Origin of the sequence: Bacillus sp. FSL K6-1560, assembly GCF_038592935.1 — a bacterium.
GTDB classification, from domain to species: domain Bacteria; phylum Bacillota; class Bacilli; order Bacillales; family Bacillaceae; genus Bacillus; species Bacillus subtilis.
The window spans coordinates 3,483,575-3,506,150 of the sequence record NZ_CP151946.1; the positions used below are offsets into that span (position 1 = coordinate 3,483,575).

At 45.1% G+C, this 22,576-nt stretch carries 15 protein-coding genes and 1 pseudogene; 4 read left to right on the forward strand and 12 right to left on the reverse strand.

What is annotated here, in order from left to right; translation table 11 throughout:
• Entirely contained in the window at positions 1–471 is a 471-nt protein-coding gene (locus NYE22_RS18595) for a TIGR01741 family protein (RefSeq protein ID WP_033885029.1), read from the forward strand.
• Between the two features lie 378 nt (positions 472–849).
• On the opposite strand, the gene NYE22_RS18600 is transcribed toward NYE22_RS18595, so the two are convergent.
• The 4 genes from NYE22_RS18600 to srfP all read right to left on the reverse strand — a co-directional run bounded on the left by NYE22_RS18600 (position 850) and on the right by srfP (position 8,194).
• The gene (locus NYE22_RS18600) at positions 850–2,016 is read right to left on the reverse strand and encodes a hypothetical protein (protein WP_276354810.1); all 1,167 of its coding nucleotides are present in this window, start codon (positions 2,014–2,016) and stop codon (positions 850–852) included.
• Between the two features lie 95 nt (positions 2,017–2,111).
• A complete protein-coding gene (gene rlmD, locus NYE22_RS18605; RefSeq protein WP_342412045.1) occupies positions 2,112–3,491 on the reverse strand; it encodes a 23S rRNA (uracil(1939)-C(5))-methyltransferase RlmD in 1,380 nt (459 codons plus the stop codon).
• Positions 3,492–3,800: 309 nt separating this feature from the next.
• Entirely contained in the window at positions 3,801–4,712 is a 912-nt protein-coding gene (locus NYE22_RS18610) for a diacylglycerol kinase (RefSeq protein WP_003233894.1), read from the reverse strand.
• A gap of 323 nt (positions 4,713–5,035) precedes the next feature.
• Positions 5,036–8,194, reverse strand: a complete 3,159-nt coding sequence (gene srfP, locus NYE22_RS18615; RefSeq protein ID WP_342412790.1) for a surfactin resistance protein SrfP — start codon at positions 8,192–8,194, stop codon at positions 5,036–5,038.
• 131 nt (positions 8,195–8,325) lie between these two features.
• Here srfP and NYE22_RS18620 point away from each other — a divergent pair.
• Positions 8,326–9,223 (forward strand): annotated as a pseudogene (locus NYE22_RS18620) (TetR/AcrR family transcriptional regulator).
• Here NYE22_RS18620 and gatB read toward each other — a convergent pair.
• From gatB to gatC, 3 genes are read right to left on the reverse strand one after another with little or no spacing between them, the layout of a single operon-like run.
• Positions 9,210–10,640 carry an Asp-tRNA(Asn)/Glu-tRNA(Gln) amidotransferase subunit GatB gene (gatB, locus tag NYE22_RS18625; RefSeq protein ID WP_003219444.1) on the reverse strand — a complete coding sequence of 477 codons (1,431 nt, stop codon included), beginning with the start codon at positions 10,638–10,640 and terminating at the stop codon, positions 9,210–9,212. The pseudogene NYE22_RS18620 and the gene gatB overlap by 14 nt on opposite strands.
• A 13-nt stretch (positions 10,641–10,653) precedes the next feature.
• On the reverse strand, positions 10,654–12,111 hold the full coding sequence (gatA, locus tag NYE22_RS18630) for an Asp-tRNA(Asn)/Glu-tRNA(Gln) amidotransferase subunit GatA (protein WP_095252640.1): 1,458 nt from the start codon (positions 12,109–12,111) through the stop codon (positions 10,654–10,656).
• Between the two features lie 15 nt (positions 12,112–12,126).
• Positions 12,127–12,417 (reverse strand): Asp-tRNA(Asn)/Glu-tRNA(Gln) amidotransferase subunit GatC, encoded by a 291-nt coding sequence (gatC, locus tag NYE22_RS18635; protein WP_003219442.1) that lies wholly within the window; start codon positions 12,415–12,417, stop codon positions 12,127–12,129.
• A 413-nt stretch (positions 12,418–12,830) separates the two neighbouring features.
• Between gatC and opuE the strand changes: the two genes are divergently transcribed.
• Positions 12,831–14,309: a proline transporter OpuE gene (gene opuE, locus NYE22_RS18640; RefSeq protein ID WP_003233905.1), complete on the forward strand. Its 1,479-nt coding sequence runs from the start codon at positions 12,831–12,833 to the stop codon at positions 14,307–14,309.
• 106 nt (positions 14,310–14,415) lie between these two features.
• A complete protein-coding gene (locus tag NYE22_RS18645) occupies positions 14,416–15,114 on the forward strand; it encodes an MgtC/SapB family protein (protein WP_010886431.1) in 699 nt (232 codons plus the stop codon).
• 37 nt (positions 15,115–15,151) lie between these two features.
• Here the strand turns inward: NYE22_RS18645 and NYE22_RS18650 are convergent, their stop codons facing one another.
• The 5 genes from NYE22_RS18650 to NYE22_RS18670 all read right to left on the reverse strand — a co-directional run bounded on the left by NYE22_RS18650 (position 15,152) and on the right by NYE22_RS18670 (position 22,527).
• Positions 15,152–16,162 (reverse strand): phosphotransferase enzyme family protein, encoded by a 1,011-nt coding sequence (locus NYE22_RS18650; RefSeq protein WP_080344163.1) that lies wholly within the window; start codon positions 16,160–16,162, stop codon positions 15,152–15,154.
• A 161-nt stretch (positions 16,163–16,323) separates the two neighbouring features.
• Positions 16,324–17,514, reverse strand: coding sequence for a CamS family sex pheromone protein (locus tag NYE22_RS18655; RefSeq protein ID WP_174223605.1), 1,191 nt, complete (start codon positions 17,512–17,514; stop codon positions 16,324–16,326).
• A gap of 15 nt (positions 17,515–17,529) precedes the next feature.
• Positions 17,530–19,536 carry an NAD-dependent DNA ligase LigA gene (gene ligA / locus NYE22_RS18660; protein WP_103803675.1) on the reverse strand — a complete coding sequence of 669 codons (2,007 nt, stop codon included), beginning with the start codon at positions 19,534–19,536 and terminating at the stop codon, positions 17,530–17,532.
• Between the two features lie 23 nt (positions 19,537–19,559).
• Positions 19,560–21,779, reverse strand: coding sequence for a DNA helicase PcrA (pcrA, locus tag NYE22_RS18665; protein WP_003233919.1), 2,220 nt, complete (start codon positions 21,777–21,779; stop codon positions 19,560–19,562).
• 61 nt (positions 21,780–21,840) lie between these two features.
• Positions 21,841–22,527 carry a heptaprenylglyceryl phosphate synthase gene (locus NYE22_RS18670; protein ID WP_070548660.1) on the reverse strand — a complete coding sequence of 229 codons (687 nt, stop codon included), beginning with the start codon at positions 22,525–22,527 and terminating at the stop codon, positions 21,841–21,843.
• Positions 22,528–22,576: the final 49 nt, after the last annotated feature.

Sequence of the window (22,576 nt, forward strand, 5' to 3'; positions counted from 1 at the left end):
ATGGAAACTCAAAAAATGGGTGAACTATATCAAAAGATTGCTGAACATCTAAATGAAATGATTCCTTCGCAATGGGAAAAGATCGTTTTATATGCTGAAATACTTGATGACTCAGCGGATATATACTTTTATTTTACAACACCAAATAACAGTGATTATGTATTTTCTCATTATATACCTGAACACTTTGATGTGAGCGAAGAGATTTACGATCAACTGCTAATTGAACTTCAAGAGCTATTTGAAGAACTAAAAGAAGAATTTAAACTAGGCAACCAAGATATTTGGACTAATCTCACTTTAAAATTAGAAAACACCGGAAAGTTTTCAATTGATTATAATTATGATGATGTTTTATCCTCTGAACTTGATGACCTTCAAAGACGAGATGTTTGGAAATATCAAAATTTAGGGATATTGCCTACAGATGAGGACGATAAAGAATTTGTAATAAACTACTTCGGTCTATAAATTTAAAAATAGCTCAGCTCTCTCTGCTGGGCTATTTTTTTATAAACCCATCTAATATAAAAATTTAAACTATTATATGTATTGCCGTAATAATTTAAGCACACACGAAAAGCGACAACCTATTGTGAATAAATAAAATTCGGATTATAGAGCCAAATTTTCAGGTAAAATGGCTCATTTAATCTTTTCATCCGCTGAGACCAAGATTGATAAACTTCTATCATTGTCTCAAGAATTAAACGAGAATACCACATCGGAGAATTGCGTCAGTTACCAGTAGAAATAGGGACATCCATAACTTTACATTGTCTCTATTGTTACGACATACACGGACTTTCTTTTTGTTTGAAAATGGATTTGCCATAATTATACCCTCGACTATTCAGGAGCATTACTCCATTTATACAATACTTTCTCTGCAACATACTTGATAAGTGATATTTCCTTATCTATTATTTCATCATTAAGATTAGGTATGAAATTAACATCATTAGGTGCTTCTTTTGAATGAACCAACGAACACCTTATTAAATAAATCCGTTTTGCTACTGACTCAACAATTTCTGTAGCTTCCAAAGGAAAAAGTGCAGGGTATTTCTCCGAAGGTTTTGTATAGTGCTTACCCCTGCTCTTAATGTCGTCAAGCCATGTAACTACTTCTAATTCAGTTATTGAATTAGTTGCTATGTATTTTACTATTAAGAGTTCGTTTGGTTGAGGAAACCTCGCTTTCCTGACGGCTCTTGTAAAGAAAAATTCAATAACCTGATAATAAGCTAAGTATTTATGTCGTGGTATCTTAGTATAGTTAGCAAAGTTAAAATATCTTAGGGGGGTTTCCTCTAATTCAATATTACTTAAGCATAGTTTAGTATTAGACGTATGCCCTTTTAATTTACTTTCATTTTCAAATCTTGACATCTTGAAACCAAAGCCTAGATTAACATTACATTCAAACAAAATCTGTTCAATGAATTTGTAAAACTGCTCTGTATTTTCAAAAACTTTGTCATTCCAAATTTGTAGGGTAATATCCTTGCCATTGTTTCTCGCATGCTCTATTGCACCATAATCCTCTACAATATACTGGTCATAAAACGTGTGCCAAAAAAGGTCACTCATTTGACCAATATGTCCTATCACTTCACCATTCTTTTCTAATGTTATTCCGCCTGTTTGTACATAGTCATAGCCCATAATTAACTTTTTCTTAGTTAATTCATCAGCAAATTCAATCAACACTTCATAATAATTACCACAATAAGCAGTTGAACTGTCATATCTAAAATAGCAATAAAACATTTCAGGAGTCATATATTTCATGACTTCATCGAACAAGTATCTATCCTTTGAAACAGTGATACTTGAAGACTCTTGTATCACTAGTTCAACTTGCTTAGCCAAAGAGTCTTTAAACTCAGCGTTCATTCCGACTCCGTAATAATTACAAAAAAAATGAATGTAATTCTCCGCTTTCCACGTTTTTATCCATTCCTTTAATCGCTCATCTTCAATATTTCTGTGTCCATATAAACCGCCGCCCATGTGTACCACTCCTAACTCATTTACATTATAATTCCCTACACAAACATAGAACCCTTCCACTATGTTGGAAGGGTTCTGACACTGTGACATCTCGTTTAATCTTTTCTCACTAGCAGTGAACAACACTCCACATGATTCGTATGCGGAAACATATCCACAGGCTGCACTTCGCGCGTCACGTACCCGCCATCCTCAAGCACCCGCAGGTCTCTCGCAAGCGTGCCAGGATTACAGGACACATACACCACCCGCTTCGGCTTCATTTCCACAATCGTCCGCAGGAGGGCTTCGTCACAGCCTTTTCTTGGCGGGTCGACGACTAGCGTATCGGCTGTAATGCCTTCTTCATACCACTTTGGAATCACGGTTTCCGCTTCTCCAACAGCAAATTCTGCGTTTGTGATGCCGTTTAATTCTGCATTTCGTTTGGCATCTTCAATCGCTTCCGGCACAATTTCTACGCCGTACACTTTTTTCGCCTGCTTTGCCAGAAATAGAGAAATTGTTCCGATGCCGCAGTAGGCGTCAATGACGGTTTCTTCCCCTTGAAGCTCAGCGTACTCAAGCGCTTTGGCGTAGAGCACTTTTGTCTGCTCTGGGTTGACCTGATAGAACGATCTGGCGGAGATGGCGAATTTGACGTCTCCGATGAGGTCGTAGATGTATTCTTCGCCCCAGATGACGTTTGTTTCGTTGCCAAAAATGACGTTTGTTTTGTTTGGGTTGATGTTTTGCACGATGGATTTGACGTGCGGGAATTGAGCTGTGATGTCTTCGATGATCTTCGCTTTATGCGGGAAATCGTTTGTTCGTGTGATGAAGACGATCATCATTTCGCCCGTAACAACGCCGTATCTGACCATGATGTGTCGGAGCCAGCCTTTGTGGCGTTCTTCGTTGTAGGCTTTGACACCGTAGTTTGCGCAAATGTCTTTGACGGCTTGGACGGCTTCGTCGTTTTTGGATTGCTGGATCAGGCAGGCGCTCATGTCGATGATGTCATGGCTTCTTTGCTGATAGAATCCCGCGACGAGTCCGCCTTCCCGTTCTCCTACCGGCACCTGTGCTTTGTTTCTGTAGTTCCACGGGTCTTGCATGCCGAGTGTCGGGTGCACGGTGACGTTGGACAGGTCCAGCTTGCCGATCCGTTCCAAGACGTCTTTGACTTGTTTTTGTTTAAACAAGAGTTGTCCTTCGTAGGTCATGTGCTGAAGCTGGCAACCGCCGCATTGCTTGTAAATTGGGCATGGGGCGTCCGTTCTATGCGGGCTTTCTTCCTTCAGCTCAATCAAGCGTCCGAAAGCAAAACCTTTTTTGACGCGTGTCACTTTGATTTGCGCTTTTTCCTCGGGCAGGGCATTCGGCACAAAGATCGGGAATCCTTGAACCTTTGCGACGCCCGCTCCTTCGTGCGTCAAATCCTCAAATGTCACGTCATAGTATTCGTTTTTTTCTACTGGGGGTTTCATTTTCATCTATAATCACCTCTAGTTTTAAGCGAAAGAAAAACTTGGCCTATTCAAGCCAAGTTTCAGCGTGTAGGCAAACCTTCGCATTCGTTGTCAGTCCTGTGCTTCGGTGCTCACGTAAAAAGACCAGCGGCTAAAAACTAGAGCGTCCTGCTCAAACGCCGCTGTCACCGCATCCTGCGGAAGTACGCTCCAATGCTCGTCCTTCCTAGACTTCAAAGGTTTTCAATCACGCTGAAAAGATGACAAAATCCTAAAACGAAAACTGTTTTAGGATTTTGTCAACATTCTGAGCTTGGCTTACAAAGCCAAGTTTTAGTCATCCAGCTGTTCCGCTTTCTCCTTCGGCATGACGACGTGAATGTGTCGATACAGATTCACGAATTCGCCCGGCAGCATGCCGCCGTACTCGCCGTCCAGGTTCAGCTGCATCTTTTCTGATACATTGACTTTCACGCGGTTCGCTTTTGTATAAATAATGTGCTGGTCGTTGATGTGTTCGCCGCGAAGCGCCATCGTTGCGACCCTGATAAATTCAGCAAGGTTTGCCTTCTTTAGTATCATCAAATCAAACATGCCGTCATTCAGGCTGGAATCCGGCGCGAGCTTTTCAAACCCGCCGACGGAGTTTGTCAGCGTGACCAAAAACAGCATGATTTCACCTTGAAACAGCTTGCCGTCATATTCAATCTCGACTTCTGTCGGACGAAGTGAAGGCAGCATTTCCATTCCTTTTAAATAATAAGCAAGCTGGCCGAGCATCGTTTTCAGTTTGCTTGGCACATCGTACGTCAGCTCCGTCAGACGGCCTCCTCCAGCGATATTGATAAAATACTGGCCGTTGACCTGTCCGATGTCAATCGGGCGGGCAACGCCGTTAATGACCGTATCTGCTGCTTTTAAAATATCCTCGCGCGGAATGCCGAGCGCTCTGGCGAAGTCGTTTGTTGTGCCGACTGGAATGACACCGAGTGTCGGACGGTTGTCTAAAGGCGCAAGCCCGTTGACGACCTCGTTGATCGTTCCGTCTCCGCCTGCCGCAATGATCAGGTCAAACTCACGCAATGCCGCTTCCTTGGCAGCGTGTGTAGCGTCTCCTGCGCATGTCGTCGCATGGGTGGAGGTTTCATAGCCGGCTTGTTCAAATTTTTGCAGGACCTGGGCAAGATGCTTTTTAAAGATCTCCCGTCCTGAAGTCGGATTGTATATTATGCGTGCACGTTTCATTATCTCATCATCCTACTTAAGAGTATCCGATCCATTTTTACACTAACAACCTTTAATTATACTATGAGTTAAAAAAATCGCAACAAAATGTACATAATCTTACAGGTGAAAACGCACAAAAGCTCAAAACTGATTCTTGTTTTGAGCTTTTGTCATCCTTAACATTCTTTCAGCTTGATTGAAAACCCTTGTAGTCTAGGAAGGGGGAGCATTGGAGCGGAGCGAATGTAGAATTCGTGAGCACCGACGCGCAGACCTGACAACGAATGCGAGAGTTTTTCAACAAGCTGAAAGCCTCAGCAGAGCTGAGGCTTTTAGTTTTTTTACTCTTCTTCCGTTCCCGGTTTTTTCTTGCGGAACTTCGCCAATACTTCATATACGATTGGCACGATCAAGAGCGTCAGAAGCGTTGAACTGATTAAACCGCCGATAACCGTGACGCCGAGTCCTTTTGAAATGACCTGGCTTCCGCCTTCGAAGCCGAGGGCTAATGGAATCAAGGCGCCGATTGTCGCAATGGCTGTCATCAGGATCGGACGGAGTCGTGTAGAGCCGGCTTCCAGGAGCGCTTCTCTCGTAGACAGGCCTTCCGCTTCCTTATGAATCACGCGGTCAATTAAGACAATGGCATTCGTGACAACGATACCGATCAGCATGAGCATACCGATCATGGCGTTCAGACTGATCGTTTCACCTGATACGTAAAGTCCGACCAGGGCACCGATGACTGTGAACGGCAATGAGAACAGAATCGCAAATGGCGCTAGTGCTCCGCCGAAGGTAATCACGAGCACAAGGTAAACGATCGCTATTGCTGCCAGCATCGCTAAACCGAGCTTCGTGAAGGAATCAGCGATATCCGCTGATACGCCGCCTGTGTCAATCGATACGTTATCAGGATGGTCAAGCTTATCGATTTTCTTCTGGATAGCAGCTGATACGGCTGTGACGTTGTCAGATGTAACCTCACCTGTGACATCCGCATAGACTTTTCCGTCACGTTTTGACACGGTATCTGATGTTGATCCTTCTTTCACTTTTGCCACATCGCCGATTTTGACTTCCTGGCCAGTCGCGGAAGTGATCTTTTTATTCTCTAAATCTTTCACACTCTTATACTCGTCTTTTTCTGTCTTAATGTTCACATCAAGCTCTTTGCCGTCTTTTTTCACAGTTGTGAGCGGTTCTTGCGATGTTTGTGACATTAAGGCCTGAGAAATTTGAGACGCAGTTAAACCGAGTTTGCTTAGTTTTTCTTGGTCAGCGACAAATGTGTACTCATCATATGTGCTGGAAAGGCCTGAGTTTACGTTTTTCAGATCCTTTTCATCTTTCATGATTTTTTCAATGTCTTTAACCGTGTCTTTAATATCGTTTTCAGAATCGCCATACACATAGTATGTTAATTGGTTGTTATTGCCTGAAGAGCTGAAGTCCTGTGACTTCCATTCTCCGCGGTCAGATTGCTTTTGGATTTCCTTCAGAACGTTATCTTTTTCTTTATCAAAGTCAGGTGTGTCGCTTTCATATTTGATATAGAATAACGCACCGTTAGAATCTCCTCCGGCAAGCGGGCTGCCAGAGCCTAATGAATACTGAACCGTATCGACATGCTTGCGGTCAAGCAGGATTTTTTCCGCTTTTTCAGCTTCATTTTCGGCTTCTTTTTTCGTTTCACCCGGTTCTGGGCTGTATGTGAGCTGCATCGTTTTTTCTTCCTCGGACGGCAGGTAGCTGGCACCGATTAACGGTACAAGGAACAAGCTTCCAAGGAGCATCAGAACAGCGATGATAGACGTGATCCATTTGTGGCTCAGCGCCCAGTTCAATACTTTTTTATAGATGTTTGCAAGTCTGCCAGGTTTGTGTTCTTTCGCTTTAATAGGCGCACCGGTTAATGATTTTTTGAACAGGCTGTGTGCGAGCATCGGCACAAGCGTGATTGAAATCACCAGGGATGCGGCAAGCGCAAAAACAATCGTTAAGGCAAACGGAATAAACAACTCACCGATTTGTCCGCCTACAAGTGCGAGCGGCAGGAATACCGCAATTGTCACAATCGTTGATGACATGATCGGTTTAAACATTTCCTTCGTCGCTTCACGAACCAAGGCTTTTCCGCGGAGCGGCTCGTCTTTGAGTCTCATTCGGCGATAAATGTTCTCGATGACAACGATGGAGTCATCGACTACACGTCCGATGGCAACGGTCATTGCGCCGAGCGTCATAATATTCAATGTGATATCAAGCTGCTGCAGCACAAGGAGTGCGATCAGCAATGATAATGGAATTGAAACAACCGAAATTAATGTTGATTTGATATCTCTTAAGAATAAGAGAATAATCACAATCGCAAAAATAGCACCGAAGATGGCTTTGCTTAACATCGTGTCAACTGACTGTGTGATCGGCTCCGCCATGTCGAGAGTTGCGCTGTAATTGAAGCCTTTATGGTCTTCTTTGAACTTCTTCAGCTCAGCTTTGACATTGTCGGCAACCTCTACCGTATTCGCATCGTTTGCTTTGACGATGTTGATGCCGATGCTGTCTTTGCCATTTGTGCGTGAAACGGATTCAGCTTTTTTCACATCTTTAATTGTAGCAATGTCAGAAAGCTTGACCGTCGGCACTGCTGTGCTTGCGCTTTGCTGCGCCTGTGCTGCCGCTTGTGCGCTTTGGGCTGCCTGTGCACTCTGCGCCGCCGCTTGAGATGCTGCACTGCTGCCTGCACTTGAAGCTGATGCCGTCGGGATTCTCATATTCTTCAAATCTTTAATTGTTTCAATATCGCCGCTGACGACGACAGATTTTTCTTCATTTCCGAATGTGTACAATCCAAGCGGAGTTGTCACATCTGAACCTTGAATCACTTTCTTCACAGTATCTTCATCAAGGCCGTATTCCTTCAGTTTGTCTTCTTTGAAAGAGAATTCAACCTCTTCCACCTGCTGGCCCGATACTTGGACGGACGCAACGCCTTCTATGCCTTCAAGCTTAGAAACGAGGCTGTCCTCCACTTTTTTCGTCAGCTCTTGCAGGTTATCTTTATCACTGGACACACTTAACGTCAGAATCGGGAATGAGTTCAAGCTGTAGCGTGAAATCTCCGGATCCTTCGCGTCATCAGGCAGGCTGACGTTTTCTAACGCTTCAGCTGCTTCTGTTTTCGCTTTGTCCATATCTTTCTCATAATCATATTCAATCATGACCGACGATGCGTTTTCATAGGACGTCGACGTCACAACGCTGACACCGTCCAAGTTCTGCACGGCTTGTTCAACCGGTTTGGTCACTTCATCAGCCACTTGGCTTGGTGTCGCACCCGGATATGTCGTGCTGATCGTCAAGTAAGGCATATTCACGTCAGGAATAGACTCTTGCTTCATATTCATACCCGCATACAAGCCGGCTGCCGTTACAATAATCGTCATCAGCCATACGGCGAATTTGTTTTTCAGAACGAAATTAATAACGTGGTTCATCATATCCTCCATTACATTTTTTATTGACTGACTGGTCATTCTATATAATACTAAACGTTATAACGCAACAACGTCAACTCATATACCAGAAAATTTTACTAAATTTTTCAAGGATTAAGGGGAAGCACGTCATGAATGAAAAAAAAGAGAGAATCATAAAAACCAGCATTCGTTTATTTGCGAAAAAAGGATTCGCAGCTACGACGATCCAAGAAATCGCCAGTGAATGCGGCATTTCGAAGGGCGCTTTTTATTTGCACTTCAAATCGAAAGAAGCGCTGCTGTTATCTGCCTGTGAATATTATATCGGTATGTCTATGAACAAAATGAAAAATATAGAAGAAGATCTTGCTGGAAAGCCGCCTAAAGAAGTTTTGAAAAAACAAATTGGCGCTCAATTTGAGGATTTTCGTGATCATAAAGATTTTATCGTACTTTTGCTTACCGAAAATATCATTCCGGAAAATCAAGAAATCAAGCAATACTTTTACAAAGTAACCATGGAGACGGATAAGCTGTACCGGAACGCCTTGCTGTCGTCCTATGGAAAAGGAATCGAGCCGTACGTCGCAGATCTGTCCATCATGGCAAGAGGCATCGTGCATTCCTATATGAATGTGATGGTATTTAACAGTGAGCTTAATATCGGTGCAGAAGAAATCTCAGCCTTTATCATCGAGAGACTGGATGATCTTGTACAGGGGCTGAGCCGCTCAGCACTCAATCCGATTGTGCCAAAAGACATTTTCAACCCGATGCCTGCGGGGAAAGACCAGCTGCTTGAGGACATTCAGAAAGTGAAAGAAAACAGCACGCTGCCCGAGGATATCACCGTGTCACTTGATGTTATCGAGGAAGAATTGACTCAGGATAAACCGCGCAAGCCGATTATTAAAGGCATGCTGTCCAATTTGACCGGAACCAACGACAAAGAAGTTGAAAGACTTCGGGCCCTCATCTCTGTCTTTATCTCAATTTGACCATAAAAAAGCAGCCTCTAAGGGCTGCTTTTTTATTAGCGTTTTTTAATTTCTTCAAGCAGAATTTTGTTGACCATCGGCGGGTTGGCTTGTCCTTTGGACGCTTTCATAATCTGTCCGACTAGGAAGCCGATCGCGCGGTCTTTTCCGTTTTTAAAGTCTTCGATTGATTGAGGATTGTTGTCAAGCGCCTCAGTGACAAGCTTCAGAAGCACGCCTTCGTCAGAAATCTGAACAAGGCCTTTCTCTTTCACAATCTTCTCAGCGTCGCCGCCTTTTTCAATCAATTCTTTAAACACTTTCTTCGCGATCTTAGAAGAAATGGTTCCTTTTTCAATCAATTTGATCATGCCGGCAAGGCCTTCAGGTGTCAGGGCAACGTCGGCAAGCTCTTTTTGTTCTGCGTTTAGGTAAGCTGACACTTCACCCATCAGCCAGTTAGACGCTTGTTTAGCTTCAGCGCCTTTTTGAACGGTTTCTTCGAAGAAATCAGCCATTTCTTTTGTCAGCGTCAGAACCATCGCGTCATATGCAGGCAAGCCAAGCTCTTCGATATAACGCTTGCGGCGCTCATCCGGAAGCTCAGGAATGCTTGCTTTTACGCGTTCCTTCCATTCATCATCAATGTAGAGCTCGACTAGATCTGGCTCTGGGAAGTAACGGTAGTCGTCAGATCCCTCTTTGACACGCATAAGAATGGTTTTCTTCGTTGCTTCATCATAACGGCGAGTTTCTTGCTGGATGACGCCGCCCGAAAGAAGAACCTGCTCCTGGCGTTTTTCTTCATGCTCAAGGCCTTTTTGAACAAACGCAAAGGAGTTCAAGTTTTTCAATTCTGTTTTTGTGCCGAATTCCTCTTGGCCGATCGGACGAAGAGAGATATTGGCGTCACAACGAAGTGAGCCTTCTTCCATTTTACAGTCAGAAACGCCTGTATATTGGATGATGGATTTCAGCTTTTCAAGATACGCGTACGCTTCTTCCGGCGTGCGGATGTCCGGCTCTGATACGATCTCAACAAGCGGCGTTCCTTGACGGTTGAAGTCAACAAGAGAATAGCCGTCGCCTGTATGCGTCAGCTTTCCGGCATCCTCTTCAAGGTGAAGGCGCGTGATGCCGATGCGTTTTGTTTTGCCGCCGACTTCAATTTCGATCCAGCCGTTTTCGCCGATTGGCTTATCAAATTGAGAAATCTGATACGCTTTCGGGTTGTCAGGATAGAAATAGTTTTTGCGGTCAAACTTCGTATCCGTTGCGATCTCACAGTTGAGCGCCATAGCGGCTTTCATTGCGAATTCAACGGCTTCTTTGTTCAGGACAGGCAGGACGCCCGGGTATCCGAGGTCAATGACGCTTGTCTGCGTATTCGCCTCCGCGCCGAATGGCGTTGGAGAGCTTGAGAAAATTTTTGATTTTGTTTTTAACTCAACGTGGACTTCAAGTCCGATTACCGTTTCAAAGTTCAATTCTTTTCACCCCTTACAGTTCAGGTTTTGCTTTATGATGGTCTGTCGCTTGTTCAAATGCATGAGCAACGCGGTATACAGTGCTTTCATCAAAGTGTTTTCCGATGATTTGCAGGCCGAGCGGAAGTCCGTCTGCTAATCCGCATGGCACGCTGATTCCCGGTACGCCGGCAAGGTTGACCGGAATCGTTAAGATATCGTTTGCGTACATTGTGAGCGGATCCTTCGTGTTTTCACCGATTTTAAACGCAGGTGTCGGTGTAGTCGGTCCAACAATAACATCATATTTTTCAAATACGTCCTCGAAATCCTTCTTAATCAACGTACGCACTTTTTGCGCTTTTTTGTAGTACGCATCGTAGTAGCCTGAGCTTAAAGCAAACGTTCCAAGCATGATGCGGCGTTTGACTTCATTTCCAAAACCTTCAGCGCGCGTTTGCTTGTAAAGGTCGATCAGGTTATCCGCGTTGTCTGTGCGGTAGCCGTAGCGGATGCCGTCAAAGCGTGCAAGGTTCGCTGACGCTTCAGAAGATGACAGCAGGTAATATGTCGCAAGCGCGTATTTACTGTGCGGAAGAGACACTTCTTCCCATGTAGCGCCGAGACCTTCAAGGACTTTCAGCGCTGCCAAGACAGATTCTCTCGCTTCTTTGCCGACGCCTTCACCAAGGTATTCTTTCGGAACGGCGATTTTCAGTCCTTTGATGTCGCCAGTTAATGAAGAAAGAAAATCAGGCACGTCCACATTTGCACTCGTGGAGTCCATTTTATCTACGCCGGAAATCGCTTGAAGTAAAAACGCGTTATCCTCAACCGTACGTGTAATCGGTCCGATTTGGTCTAATGAAGACGCAAATGCGACCAGTCCGTAACGAGATACACGTCCGTATGTAGGTTTTAATCCGACAACGCCACAGAAAGAAGCCGGCTGACGGATGGAGCCGCCTGTGTCAGATCCAAGAGAAAACGGAACTTCTCCCGCAGCAACCGCAGCCGCAGATCCGCCGCTTGAACCGCCGGGAACTGTATCCAGGTTCCAAGGATTTTTCGTCAGCTTGTAAGCTGAGTTTTCTGTAGATGACCCCATGGCGAATTCGTCCATGTTCAGTTTTCCGATTGTGACCGCTTCAGCGTCTTGAAGGCGCTGAACGACAGTAGCATCGTAAATCGGATCAAAGTTTTCGAGAATTTTGCTGGAGCATGTTGTGCGCAGCCCTTTTGTTACGATATTATCTTTTACGCCGATCGGCATACCGAAAAGAAGACCGTGCTCAGAACGGCCGTCAACCGCCTCATCAAGCTTCTTCGCGTATGCGCGCGCTCTTTCTTCATCTAATGCCAAAAAGGCTTGTACCTTATCATCAACCGCTTGGATGCGTTTATAAGATTCATCAACCAGATCAGAAATCTTAATCTCTTTTTTATGTATGAGCTGTTTTAATTCTGTGATTTTATGATCAAATAATGACATTCTTGTGTCCCTCCTTTAGTCCAGAATTGATGGCACACGAATATAGCCGTCTTTATGGTCAGGCGCATTTTTCATGACATCCTCAACCGGAAGACCTTTACCCGCTTCATCTTCTCTCATGACATTTTTCATTTTCAGCACGTGAGTTGTAGGCTCCACATTGTCTGTGTTAACCTCATTAAGCTCCTCGGCAAATGAAATGATACTGTCGAGCTGTTCAGTGAACATTTTTGCTTCTTCTTCAGTAATCGCAAGTCTTGCAAGGTGCGCAACGTGCTTTACTTCTTCTATTGAAATTCGTGACATATGATCCACCTCCACATATTTCTCCGTTAAGTCATATAATACTGATCATATCAAAAACAAGCCCTTTAAAGCAACAAAACGCCTTGAGACAGGCCTGTGTTTTCGAAACAATACCCTATATATTTTATACTAAAATGAGGCGAAGGAGAAACGAAATATTTTTCTGAATATTTTTACTTTAATTATTTTTTGAAAGCGTTTTATTCTTTATTCCCTTCTAGGTTTGCAACGGTATTTCCAGCTTATGATCAATGTTTCATCGCTTGAATGGCCGGGAATACTTTGTTAGGTTAAGTTACCAAGTGCACCCGCAAAAGAATTTCTTTTGTTTTGCACTTACGCCAGGCTGCTTAACTGGCACCATCAATTTGAGAGGTGATGCAACATTATTAGAAATGAAGAGAGGGTAAAACGTGAGTATTGAAATTATTATATCTTTAGGAATTTACTTTATTGCCATGCTGTTAATCGGCTGGTATGCATTCAAGAAAACCACTGACATCAATGATTACATGCTTGGAGGAAGAGGCCTCGGACCATTCGTTACTGCTTTGTCTGCCGGCGCGGCCGATATGAGCGGATGGATGCTGATGGGTGTTCCCGGCGCGATGTTTGCGACAGGGCTGTCCACCTTATGGCTTGCTTTAGGTCTTACAATCGGGGCGTACTCAAATTACTTGCTGCTGGCTCCAAGGCTGCGTGCTTATACGGAAGCGGCGGATGATGCGATTACGATTCCTGATTTCTTTGATAAACGATTCCAGCATTCTTCATCACTGCTGAAAATCGTATCTGCATTGATCATCATGATCTTTTTCACATTGTATACCTCTTCCGGTATGGTATCTGGCGGACGGCTGTTTGAATCTGCTTTTGGTGCGGATTACAAATTAGGCTTGTTTCTGACCACCGCAGTTGTCGTATTATACACACTGTTTGGCGGTTTCCTTGCTGTCAGTCTGACTGACTTCGTGCAGGGTGCGATCATGTTTGCAGCACTAGTGCTTGTGCCGATCGTTGCTTTTACCCATGTGGGCGGCGTTGCTCCGACTCTCCATGAAATCGGCGCTGTTAACCCACACTTATTGGATATTTTTAAAGGCGCGAGCGTCATTAGCATTATTTCCTATTTAGCCTGGGGCTTGGGCTACTACGGCCAGCCTCATATCATTGTCCGATTTATGGCGATCAAAAACATTAAAGATTTGAAGCCTGCACGCCGAATCGGCATGAGCTGGATGATCATTACAGTTCTAGGTTCCGTGCTGACGGGTTTAATCGGTGTTGCATACGCCCATAAATTCGGAGTTGCTGTAAAAGATCCGGAGATGATTTTCATTATCTTCTCTAAAATCTTGTTCCACCCATTAATTACAGGGTTCTTATTGTCAGCTATTTTGGCTGCCATCATGAGTTCGATTTCCTCACAGCTCTTGGTTACAGCAAGTGCTGTAACAGAGGATTTATACCGGTCATTTTTCAGACGAAAAGCTTCTGATAAAGAATTGGTCATGATCGGGCGATTGTCCGTCTTAGTCATTGCCGTTATCGCCGTACTCTTGTCATTGAACCCGAACAGCACCATTCTTGATTTGGTCGGATACGCTTGGGCCGGCTTCGGTTCAGCTTTCGGACCTGCGATTCTGCTCAGTCTGTATTGGAAGCGAATGAACGAATGGGGCGCGCTTGCTGCCATGATTGTCGGGGCTGCGACCGTGTTGATCTGGATTACAACCGGCCTGGCAAAATCAACCGGTGTGTACGAAATCATCCCTGGGTTTATTCTCAGTATGATTGCCGGCATCATTGTCAGCATGATCACAAAACGTCCTGCAAAAGCCTCTTACCGATTATTCGGTGTCATGGAAAAGCTGTTAAAACGCAAAAAGTAAGCAATAAGCCATCAAGCGCAGCTTGGTGGCTTTTGTGCCCTTGTTTTGCTATAAATACTGTGAGAAAATCATATTTATTTAAAAACACCATAGAGAAGGGGGAAGTTTGCTGTTGAGCTGGTATATTGATCCTGATATTTTATTGAAATTGGGCATTGCCACATTGATTGGCATGGTCATCGGGCTTGAACGCGAATTAAAAAATAAGCCGCTCGGATTAAAAACCTGTATTGTCATCGCAGTCAGCTCATGCATGCTGACGATCGTCAGTATTAATGCGGCATATCATTTCCCTAAATACTACCGCATCATGATGGATCCGCTTCGTCTGCCGGCACAAATCATCTCCGGCGTCGGGTTTATCGGCGCCGGTGTCATCCTGCGAAAAAGCAATGATGTCATTTCCGGCCTGACGACATCGGCCATGATCTGGGGGGCAGCGGGGCTCGGGCTTGCTACGGGAGCCGGTTTTTATAAAGAAGCGTTTGCCAGTCTTCTGTTCATCCTGATCAGCGTGGAATTTCTCCCATGGGTGGTCAGAAAAATCGGCCCCGACCGCCTGCAGGAAAAAGACATCCGCATCAGAATGTCACTTTCTGATAAAGACAAAATGACAGAGATTTTAAAAGAAATGAAAAGAAGAGATATCAAAGCACACTCCGTTCGGATCGACGACCTAGGCGAAAAGGATTTTCCAATTATGGAAGTGAAGGTCCGCGTCCATAAAAACAGATACACGACCGACGTCTACTATGACATTAAAGCCATTGAAGGCGTAGTCGGCGTGAAGTGTGATACATTATAAAAGCCAATGGGACTGGAATCCCATTGGCTTTTTCTATCTACACCAGTGCTGAAAAATCAAATGCTGTAATCGGCGTGCCATTCTCTATATCTCTTCTGAAACCGGCCAGCATTTCTTTTTCTTCTTCTCCTATTGTGTTAAGGTCAAACATCTGATGCAGCAATCCGTAAATCAGCATATGGCGAAGGCGGAGGAAATCAGGTATTATCATCAGCCATGCAGGGTCAAGCTCATTTTCCTCCCAGTACCCTTTCATAAAATGCGTCATAAATTCTTCTGTAAACGCAGCTTTATCATCATATGGCACAACAGGATACCACAGGACATTGTAGAGAAGAATACTAATATCGTTAACAAACCAGTTGTAGCCGATATCATCAAAATCAAATGCCGTGATTTTGCCATGATCCCAGTTAAAATTGCCATGGTGCAGATCCGCATGCACCAAGCCGTAGTTGTCCTGGCTTTTCGGGAGCCTCCGCAGTTCATTCATCAAAGAATCGGCTTGCTGAAACACCTTTATCTGATCTTCAGGCACATATTTTCTCAGCTTTAATTGCTCCTCTTCATCCCATTCCTGTCTTTTGAAAGCGGGATTGCTCAATTTGTAGCTTTTTGTCAGGCTGTGCATGCTGCCTGTGTATCTGCCAAGCTCATAAAATAGCGTTTCATTCCAGTCCGATTCATCCACTTTTTGCCCTGGCGCTTTCTCATACACTCTCAATAAAAATGACCCGCCGTTTCCGTCCGGCACTGCTTCTACGTCTTTTCCGTTCAGCGACGGGAGCGGTTTGGCTACTGAAATTCCCCCTATTGCAAGGTGACGGAGCCATTCCATCTCTCCCATTATATAATCAGAAGATCTCCGAATCGTATGGGTAATCTTTAAAATATAAGGTTGATTGTCTTTCATACATTCATATACATAGTTTTCCGCATCAGCCAGAAAACGCACCTGATCTTTTGAGAAACCGTATCTCGCTGCAGCTTCTGCCAAAACCTGCTCTTCATGAAATATTTTTTTGATATCTTTATGCACGTCTAACATCCTTTCATTGCTATAGATTTGATAATGATTGTTTTCACACGATTTCCAGCATCAACATACCTCCCCTTGGTTTGTGTTTCGGCAGAAGCGGAAATATTTTCCCTTTTCCTGTTAATTATAACATAAAAACCCTTGTGCCAATATGGCACAAGGGTTTTCTATCAGTCATAAATGTGAACAGTCGGCTCTTTATCTCCGGCATTGCGGATAATGACCGCTTCCTGTCCGTCTGAGGACGTGATATTGACTTCGACATCAACTGAGCTCTTAGAGTAGTAGTCCATCACTTCACCCGTTAAGAACTGGGTAAACGCGACAACTTCACTTTTTCCGTAGAATTGCATTGGTATGTCAATCTTCATTTTCTTCATTTCATCATTTTCATACAGCGCTGTACCGACAACGCCTGTATAGTTCGGGAAATATTCTTCAATTGAGTTTTTGAACCGCTTAAAGACCTCGGTGTCATCCGGGTATTTTTCTGCTGTGGTTGTATCTGCCGGATAGAATACATATTTTTCATTGATGTCATCCCAATTTGAGATATCAGTAGAGCCTGCTTTGACCTCTGTTTTGGCGATGAAGTTCCCCGGCACAATCGATGTTTTTGACGCCTGCTTGTAGAGCGCGACGGTAATCGGCACATTCTTCAAGTTATCTTTTTTGCGGAGGCGGTTAATAACCTCCTGTGCAATTTTTTCTCCCTGCTGGCGAAGCGTGCTGTCCTTAATCTCCACTTCTTTTTGCGGGTCGCCAGTTTTTTCACGATAGTAATACACGGAGTTTAACGCCAGTCCGATCATGACGCCGCCAAGCTGGATAGAATTCTTGTCCTTTCTGACTAAATAATCGTGCTCAAGCATGGATGCTAAATAAATCGGGCTGCTTTCGTTCTTTTCTTCTGTTGAACCAGAGCTCGGGAGCGCCGGGTTCAAGCCTTCATTTTTGAAGTTTTTATCATCTTTTTCGGCTTTTTTCAAATCAGAGCCCGTTTTTTTCCGTGCCAGCCAGCTTAATACTGTATCCTCATCTAAATATTGTCCTTCTTGGAACAGATAATCGTCAGTCGAGAAAGAATCTTGGGCAAGACGCATCAGCCCTGTTTCAAACTCGTCAATGTCCAGCCTAGTGTTCAGCTGTTCCGTTGTTAAGCCGCGCGCTTTGCCTGCCTTAAACGGCAGCACCATTTTGTAATAGGAGTCAGAGATATTATATTTCGGGACAATCGCTTTTTCTGACGATTTCGCCGTCTTTTGCGTAATCTCTTCCTCCTTCTCCCCCCCAAAACCTGACGAGCAGGCAGACAGCATTAATACTGCCGCCGTTGCCGCCAATGCCAACGTCTTTTTCAATAGAAAACACTCCTCTTATTTCTTTAGCTCTCCCATTAACTGTTCTTCATTCCACACTTCAATGTTCAGCTCTTGTGCTTTTGTCAGCTTGCTTCCCGCCGCTTCTCCGGCGATGACTAAGTCTGTGTTTTTGCTGACGCTTCCAGTCAGCTTTCCGCCCAGCGCTTCGATTTGCGCTTTGGCTTCGTTTCTTGACAGCTCTTCCAGCTTTCCTGTCAGAACAATTGTTTTACCAGCAAAGTAAGAGTCGCTGTCCTCTGCTTTTACTTTTTTCGGGCCTTTGTAGAGCGTGTTTACGCCCAGCTCCTGAAGTTCATTCAAGAGTTCAAGCATTTCTTCTTTATGAAAATAGGTGATCACAGCATCAGCCATTTTTTCACCGATTTCATCTACCGCGAGAAGTTCCTCTTTAGAGGCTTTTTTCAGGTTCTCCAAGCTTTCAAAATGCATGGCAAGCGTCTTTGCGGCCTTTGATCCGATAAAACGGATGCCAAGCCCAAACAGCAGGCGCTCTAACGAATTTTCTTTTGATTTTTGGATGGAGCTGATCAGGTTTTCAGTGGACTTTTCGCCCATGCGCTCGAGCTGGATGACTCGTTCCTTCGTCAGCTTATATAAATCTGCCACATTGCGGACAAGGTTTTCCTCAAACAGCTGTGTGATCACTCGTTCGCCGAGCCCATCAATGTTCATGGCATTGCGGGAAACGAAATGGATCAGCCCTTCCCGGATTTGCGCCGGACATTCAGGGTTAATGCAGCGAAGCGCCACTTCTCCTTCGATCCGGACGAGCTCACTGCCGCATTCAGGACATTCCGTCGGCATGCTGAATTCCTTTTCTTCTCCTGTGCGCTGTTCAACGAGGACATTCACAACTTCCGGGATGATATCGCCTGCTTTTTTGACGACAACCTTATCCAAAATCCGAATGTCCTTCTCTTTAATTAAATCTTCGTTATGAAGGGATGCTCTTGAGACCGTTGTGCCGGCAACTTTTACCGGCTCAAGAATCGCGGTCGGCGTGATCACACCCGTTCTGCCGACATTTAATTCGATATCGAGAAGCTTCGTCACGACCTCTTCAGCAGGAAACTTATACGCGATGGCCCAGCGCGGGCTTTTCGCCGTAAAACCGAGCTCCTCCTGCTGATCGAGGGAATCGACTTTAATAACAATGCCGTCTATTTCATACGGCAGGTCAGCGCGCTTCGCCTGAAGCTCATCGATCAGCGTAATGACTTCTTCTATGTCGCCGCATTTTTTTCGTTCCTGATTCGTTTTAAATCCGAGTTCGTCGAGAAAATCAAGCCCTTGGCTTTGCGTCTCCACACCCATCTCGTCAAGCTCCGCTATACTGTAGACGAAGATATCGAGGTTTCGTTTCGCTGCAATTTTCGGATCGAGCTGTCTAAGAGATCCTGCCGCGGCATTTCGCGGATTGGCGAACGGCTCTTCCTCATTTTTAATCCGTTCCTCATTGAGTGCTTCAAACGAACGCTTCGGCATATACGCCTCGCCGCGCACTTCGATCGACAGCTCACGGTTCATTTTGAGGGGGATATTGCGAATCGTCTTCAGATTCTCCGTAATATCCTCTCCCGTCGTTCCGTCACCTCGGGTGGCTCCTCTGACAAAATAGCCGTCTTCATAACGGAGAGAAACAGCAAGACCGTCTATTTTCAGCTCCACATTATACGCCACATCGTCGCCGACGGCTTGGCGCACACGGCGGTCGAAATCACGAAGATCATCAGCATTAAAGGCATTGCCCAGACTGAGCATCGGTGTGCCGTGGGTGACTTTCTGAAACGCTTCAAGCACGGCTCCGCCGACGCGCTGCGTAGGAGAGTCAGGCGTTCTGAGGTCTGGGTGCTCATCCTCGATCGCAATCAGCTCCTGCATCAATCTGTCGTATTCGGCATCTGGGACGCTCGGTTCATCTAAGGTGTAATATTCATAGCTATACTTGTTGATGGTGCGGCGCAGTTCTTCTGCCCGCTGCTTCGCTGTTTCTTTGTCCATCTGCTTCTTCCTTTCCTCTTCAATTACTGCTTTTCAATAGGAGCAAATGCTGCTAACAGGCGTTTCACGCCGACAGGGCTCGGGAAGGCAATATCGAGCTCCGTCCCTTCTCCTTCGCCTTTTACGCTGACGACAGTTCCTGTTCCCCATTTTTTATGGCCCGCCTTATCTCCGACTGCCCAGTTCAAGGTGTCGCCGCCTGTTTTGCTGGCGTAGGATACCGGGCGTGAAACAGGGCCGCGTCTCGGCTGCATTTTTCTCGCAGACGTCGCTCTTGTTTCTTTTTTCTCATTTAGGTTTTCCAATAAATCATCCGGTATTTCAGCAATGAAGCGAGATTCCGGGTTCATATTTGTCCGGCCAAACAAGGTGCGCATTTTAGCATTGGTCAGATAAAGCTCCTGTTCCGCCCTTGTAATCCCAACGTACGCAAGGCGGCGTTCTTCTTCCATTTCCGCTTCCTCCATGAGTGAACGGCTGTGCGGGAAGACGCCTTCTTCAAGCCCCATCAAGAAAACAACCGGGAACTCCAGTCCTTTCGCGGCGTGCAGTGTCATCAGCGTGATTGCATCCTTGCCGCCTGACTCTTCCTCCTTCTGATCGAGCTGATCAATATCTGCGATTAACGCCAAGTCTGTCAGGAACGCAACGAGTGTCTTGTCTTCACTTTTCTGTTCAAAGTTTTTCGTAACAGACAGGAACTCGTCGATATTTTCTAAACGGCTTTGGGCTTCGATCGATTTCTCAGCCTTCAGCATTTCTCTGTATTCCGTCTTATCAAGAATTTCTTCTGTCAGCTCTGTAATGGATAAGTAATCCTGCATATTGGTCAGGTTTTCAATCATCTGTCTAAAGCTGTCAAGCGCGTTTGCCGCTTTGGCACTGACGCCGATAAAATCAACCTGCTGAATCGCTTGGAAAAAGGACAAGCCGTTTATGGCCGCATACGAAGCGATTTTTTCAAGTGATGTCGCGCCGACTCCGCGCTTCGGCACATTGACAATGCGCGTGAAACTGATATCGTCATCCGGATTGGATACGAGGCGCAGGTACGCAAGAATGTCTTTAATTTCTTTTCTGTCATAGAACTTTGTGCCGCCGACAATGTTATAGTTCAAACCCGCTTTGAGAAGCGTTTCCTCAATCACACGGGACTGCGCGTTTGTCCGGTATAAAATGGCGATATCCGACAGCTTCCGCTTGCCTGTGCTGTGAAGCTGATGAATTTTGCCGGCCACAAACTGTCCTTCACCGAACTCATTATCACCGCGATAATAGGAAATCTTGATGCCTTCATCGTTTTCCGTCCACAAATTTTTCGGTTTGCGGTTAGAGTTGTTTTTAATGACCTCGTTAGCCGCGCGCAAAATCCGTTTCGTTGAACGATAGTTTTGTTCTAGCAAAATCACGCTTGCATTCGGATAATCTTTTTCAAATGAAAGAATGTTGGTGATATCCGCGCCGCGCCATCTGTAGATTGACTGATCAGAATCCCCCACAACGCAAAGGTTCTGGAAACGCTCGGCAAGCTGCTTAACGAGCATGTATTGCGCCCTGTTCGTATCCTGATACTCATCAACGTGAATGTACTGGAATTTGCGCTGATAAAATTCAAGCACTTCCGGCACTCGGTCAAACAGTTTAATCGTCGTCATAATCAAATCGTCAAAATCGAGCGACTGGTTTTTCAATAGCTTCTTCTGATAATCAGCATATACATCGCTGACCACCTGATCGTAGTAGCCGCCGGCAACTTTAGAGAATTCCTCCGGTTCGGTCAATTCATTTTTTGCACTGCTGATCGTACCGAGGATGCTTCTCGGGTCAAACTTCTTCGGATCAAGATTGCGCTCCTTCAAAATCCCCTTGATCACTGAAAGCTGGTCAGCCGTATCAAGGATGGAGAAATTTCGGTTGATCCCAATCCGGTCGATATCTCTGCGCAAGATCCGCACGCACATACTGTGGAATGTGGAAATCCAGATATCGTCCGCGCCGGGTCCAAGGATGCTTTCCACACGTTCTTTCATTTCGCGTGCCGCTTTATTTGTAAATGTGATCGCTAGAATGTTCCACGGCGCCACATGCTTTTCTGCCATTAAATAAGCAATTCTGTGTGTCAGGACACGCGTCTTTCCGCTTCCCGCTCCCGCCATCAGCAAAAGAGGCCCGTCCGTTGTTTTGACTGCTTCCTGCTGAACGGGGTTTAAACCGCTTAGTAATTGATTGCTAATATAATTCAAAATTTGTTCACCCGCCTATACAAAACATATGTTCTATCATAAACCAAATCCGTACAATTTACTACTCGCCTTTCACAGCCGCTACTGTTTTCAAAGCCCTGTCAAAATCTTCATACACAGCATTACCTATAACGATCACGTCCGCATGCTCTGCGTACTGCTTGGCCGTTTCCGCATCCTTGATGCCGCCGCCGTAAAACAAGGTGGACGTTTCCAATACAGCCTTCGTTTTCTTGACAGCTTCTATGTCTCCAAGCACGCCGCTGTATTCTAAATAAAAAATCGGCAGTTGCAGCAGCTCCGACACACGCGCATAGGCGACAATATCATCCATATTCAGATCGGCGTCCGCTTCAGTCAGTGCCGCGGCTTTGCAATCTGGATTTGCGATGCAGTAGCCCTCCGCCACGATTTCTTCCATAGACATCAGTTCTCCGTATTCCTTCATGGCTTTCTGGTGCATTCCGACAATCCAATCCGCGTTTTTGCTGTTTAATACACTCGGAATAAAATATAAGTCAAAGCCGGGAACGATCGCTTCAATCGCTGATACCTCAAGGACACACGGTACCAAAAACCGTCTTACCTTAGACATCATCCGCAGGACATTATCCTCTGTCACACCATCACTGCCTCCGATAATGACCGCATCCGTTCCTGATTCGCAAAGAATCTCCAGCTGTTCGTCAGGCAAATCTTTATTTGGATCGAGTTTAAAGACATGCTTCCACTCTGTTACATCGTACACGTCATACGTTCCTCCATTCGTTTGTTACCATTTAAACATTATAACAAAT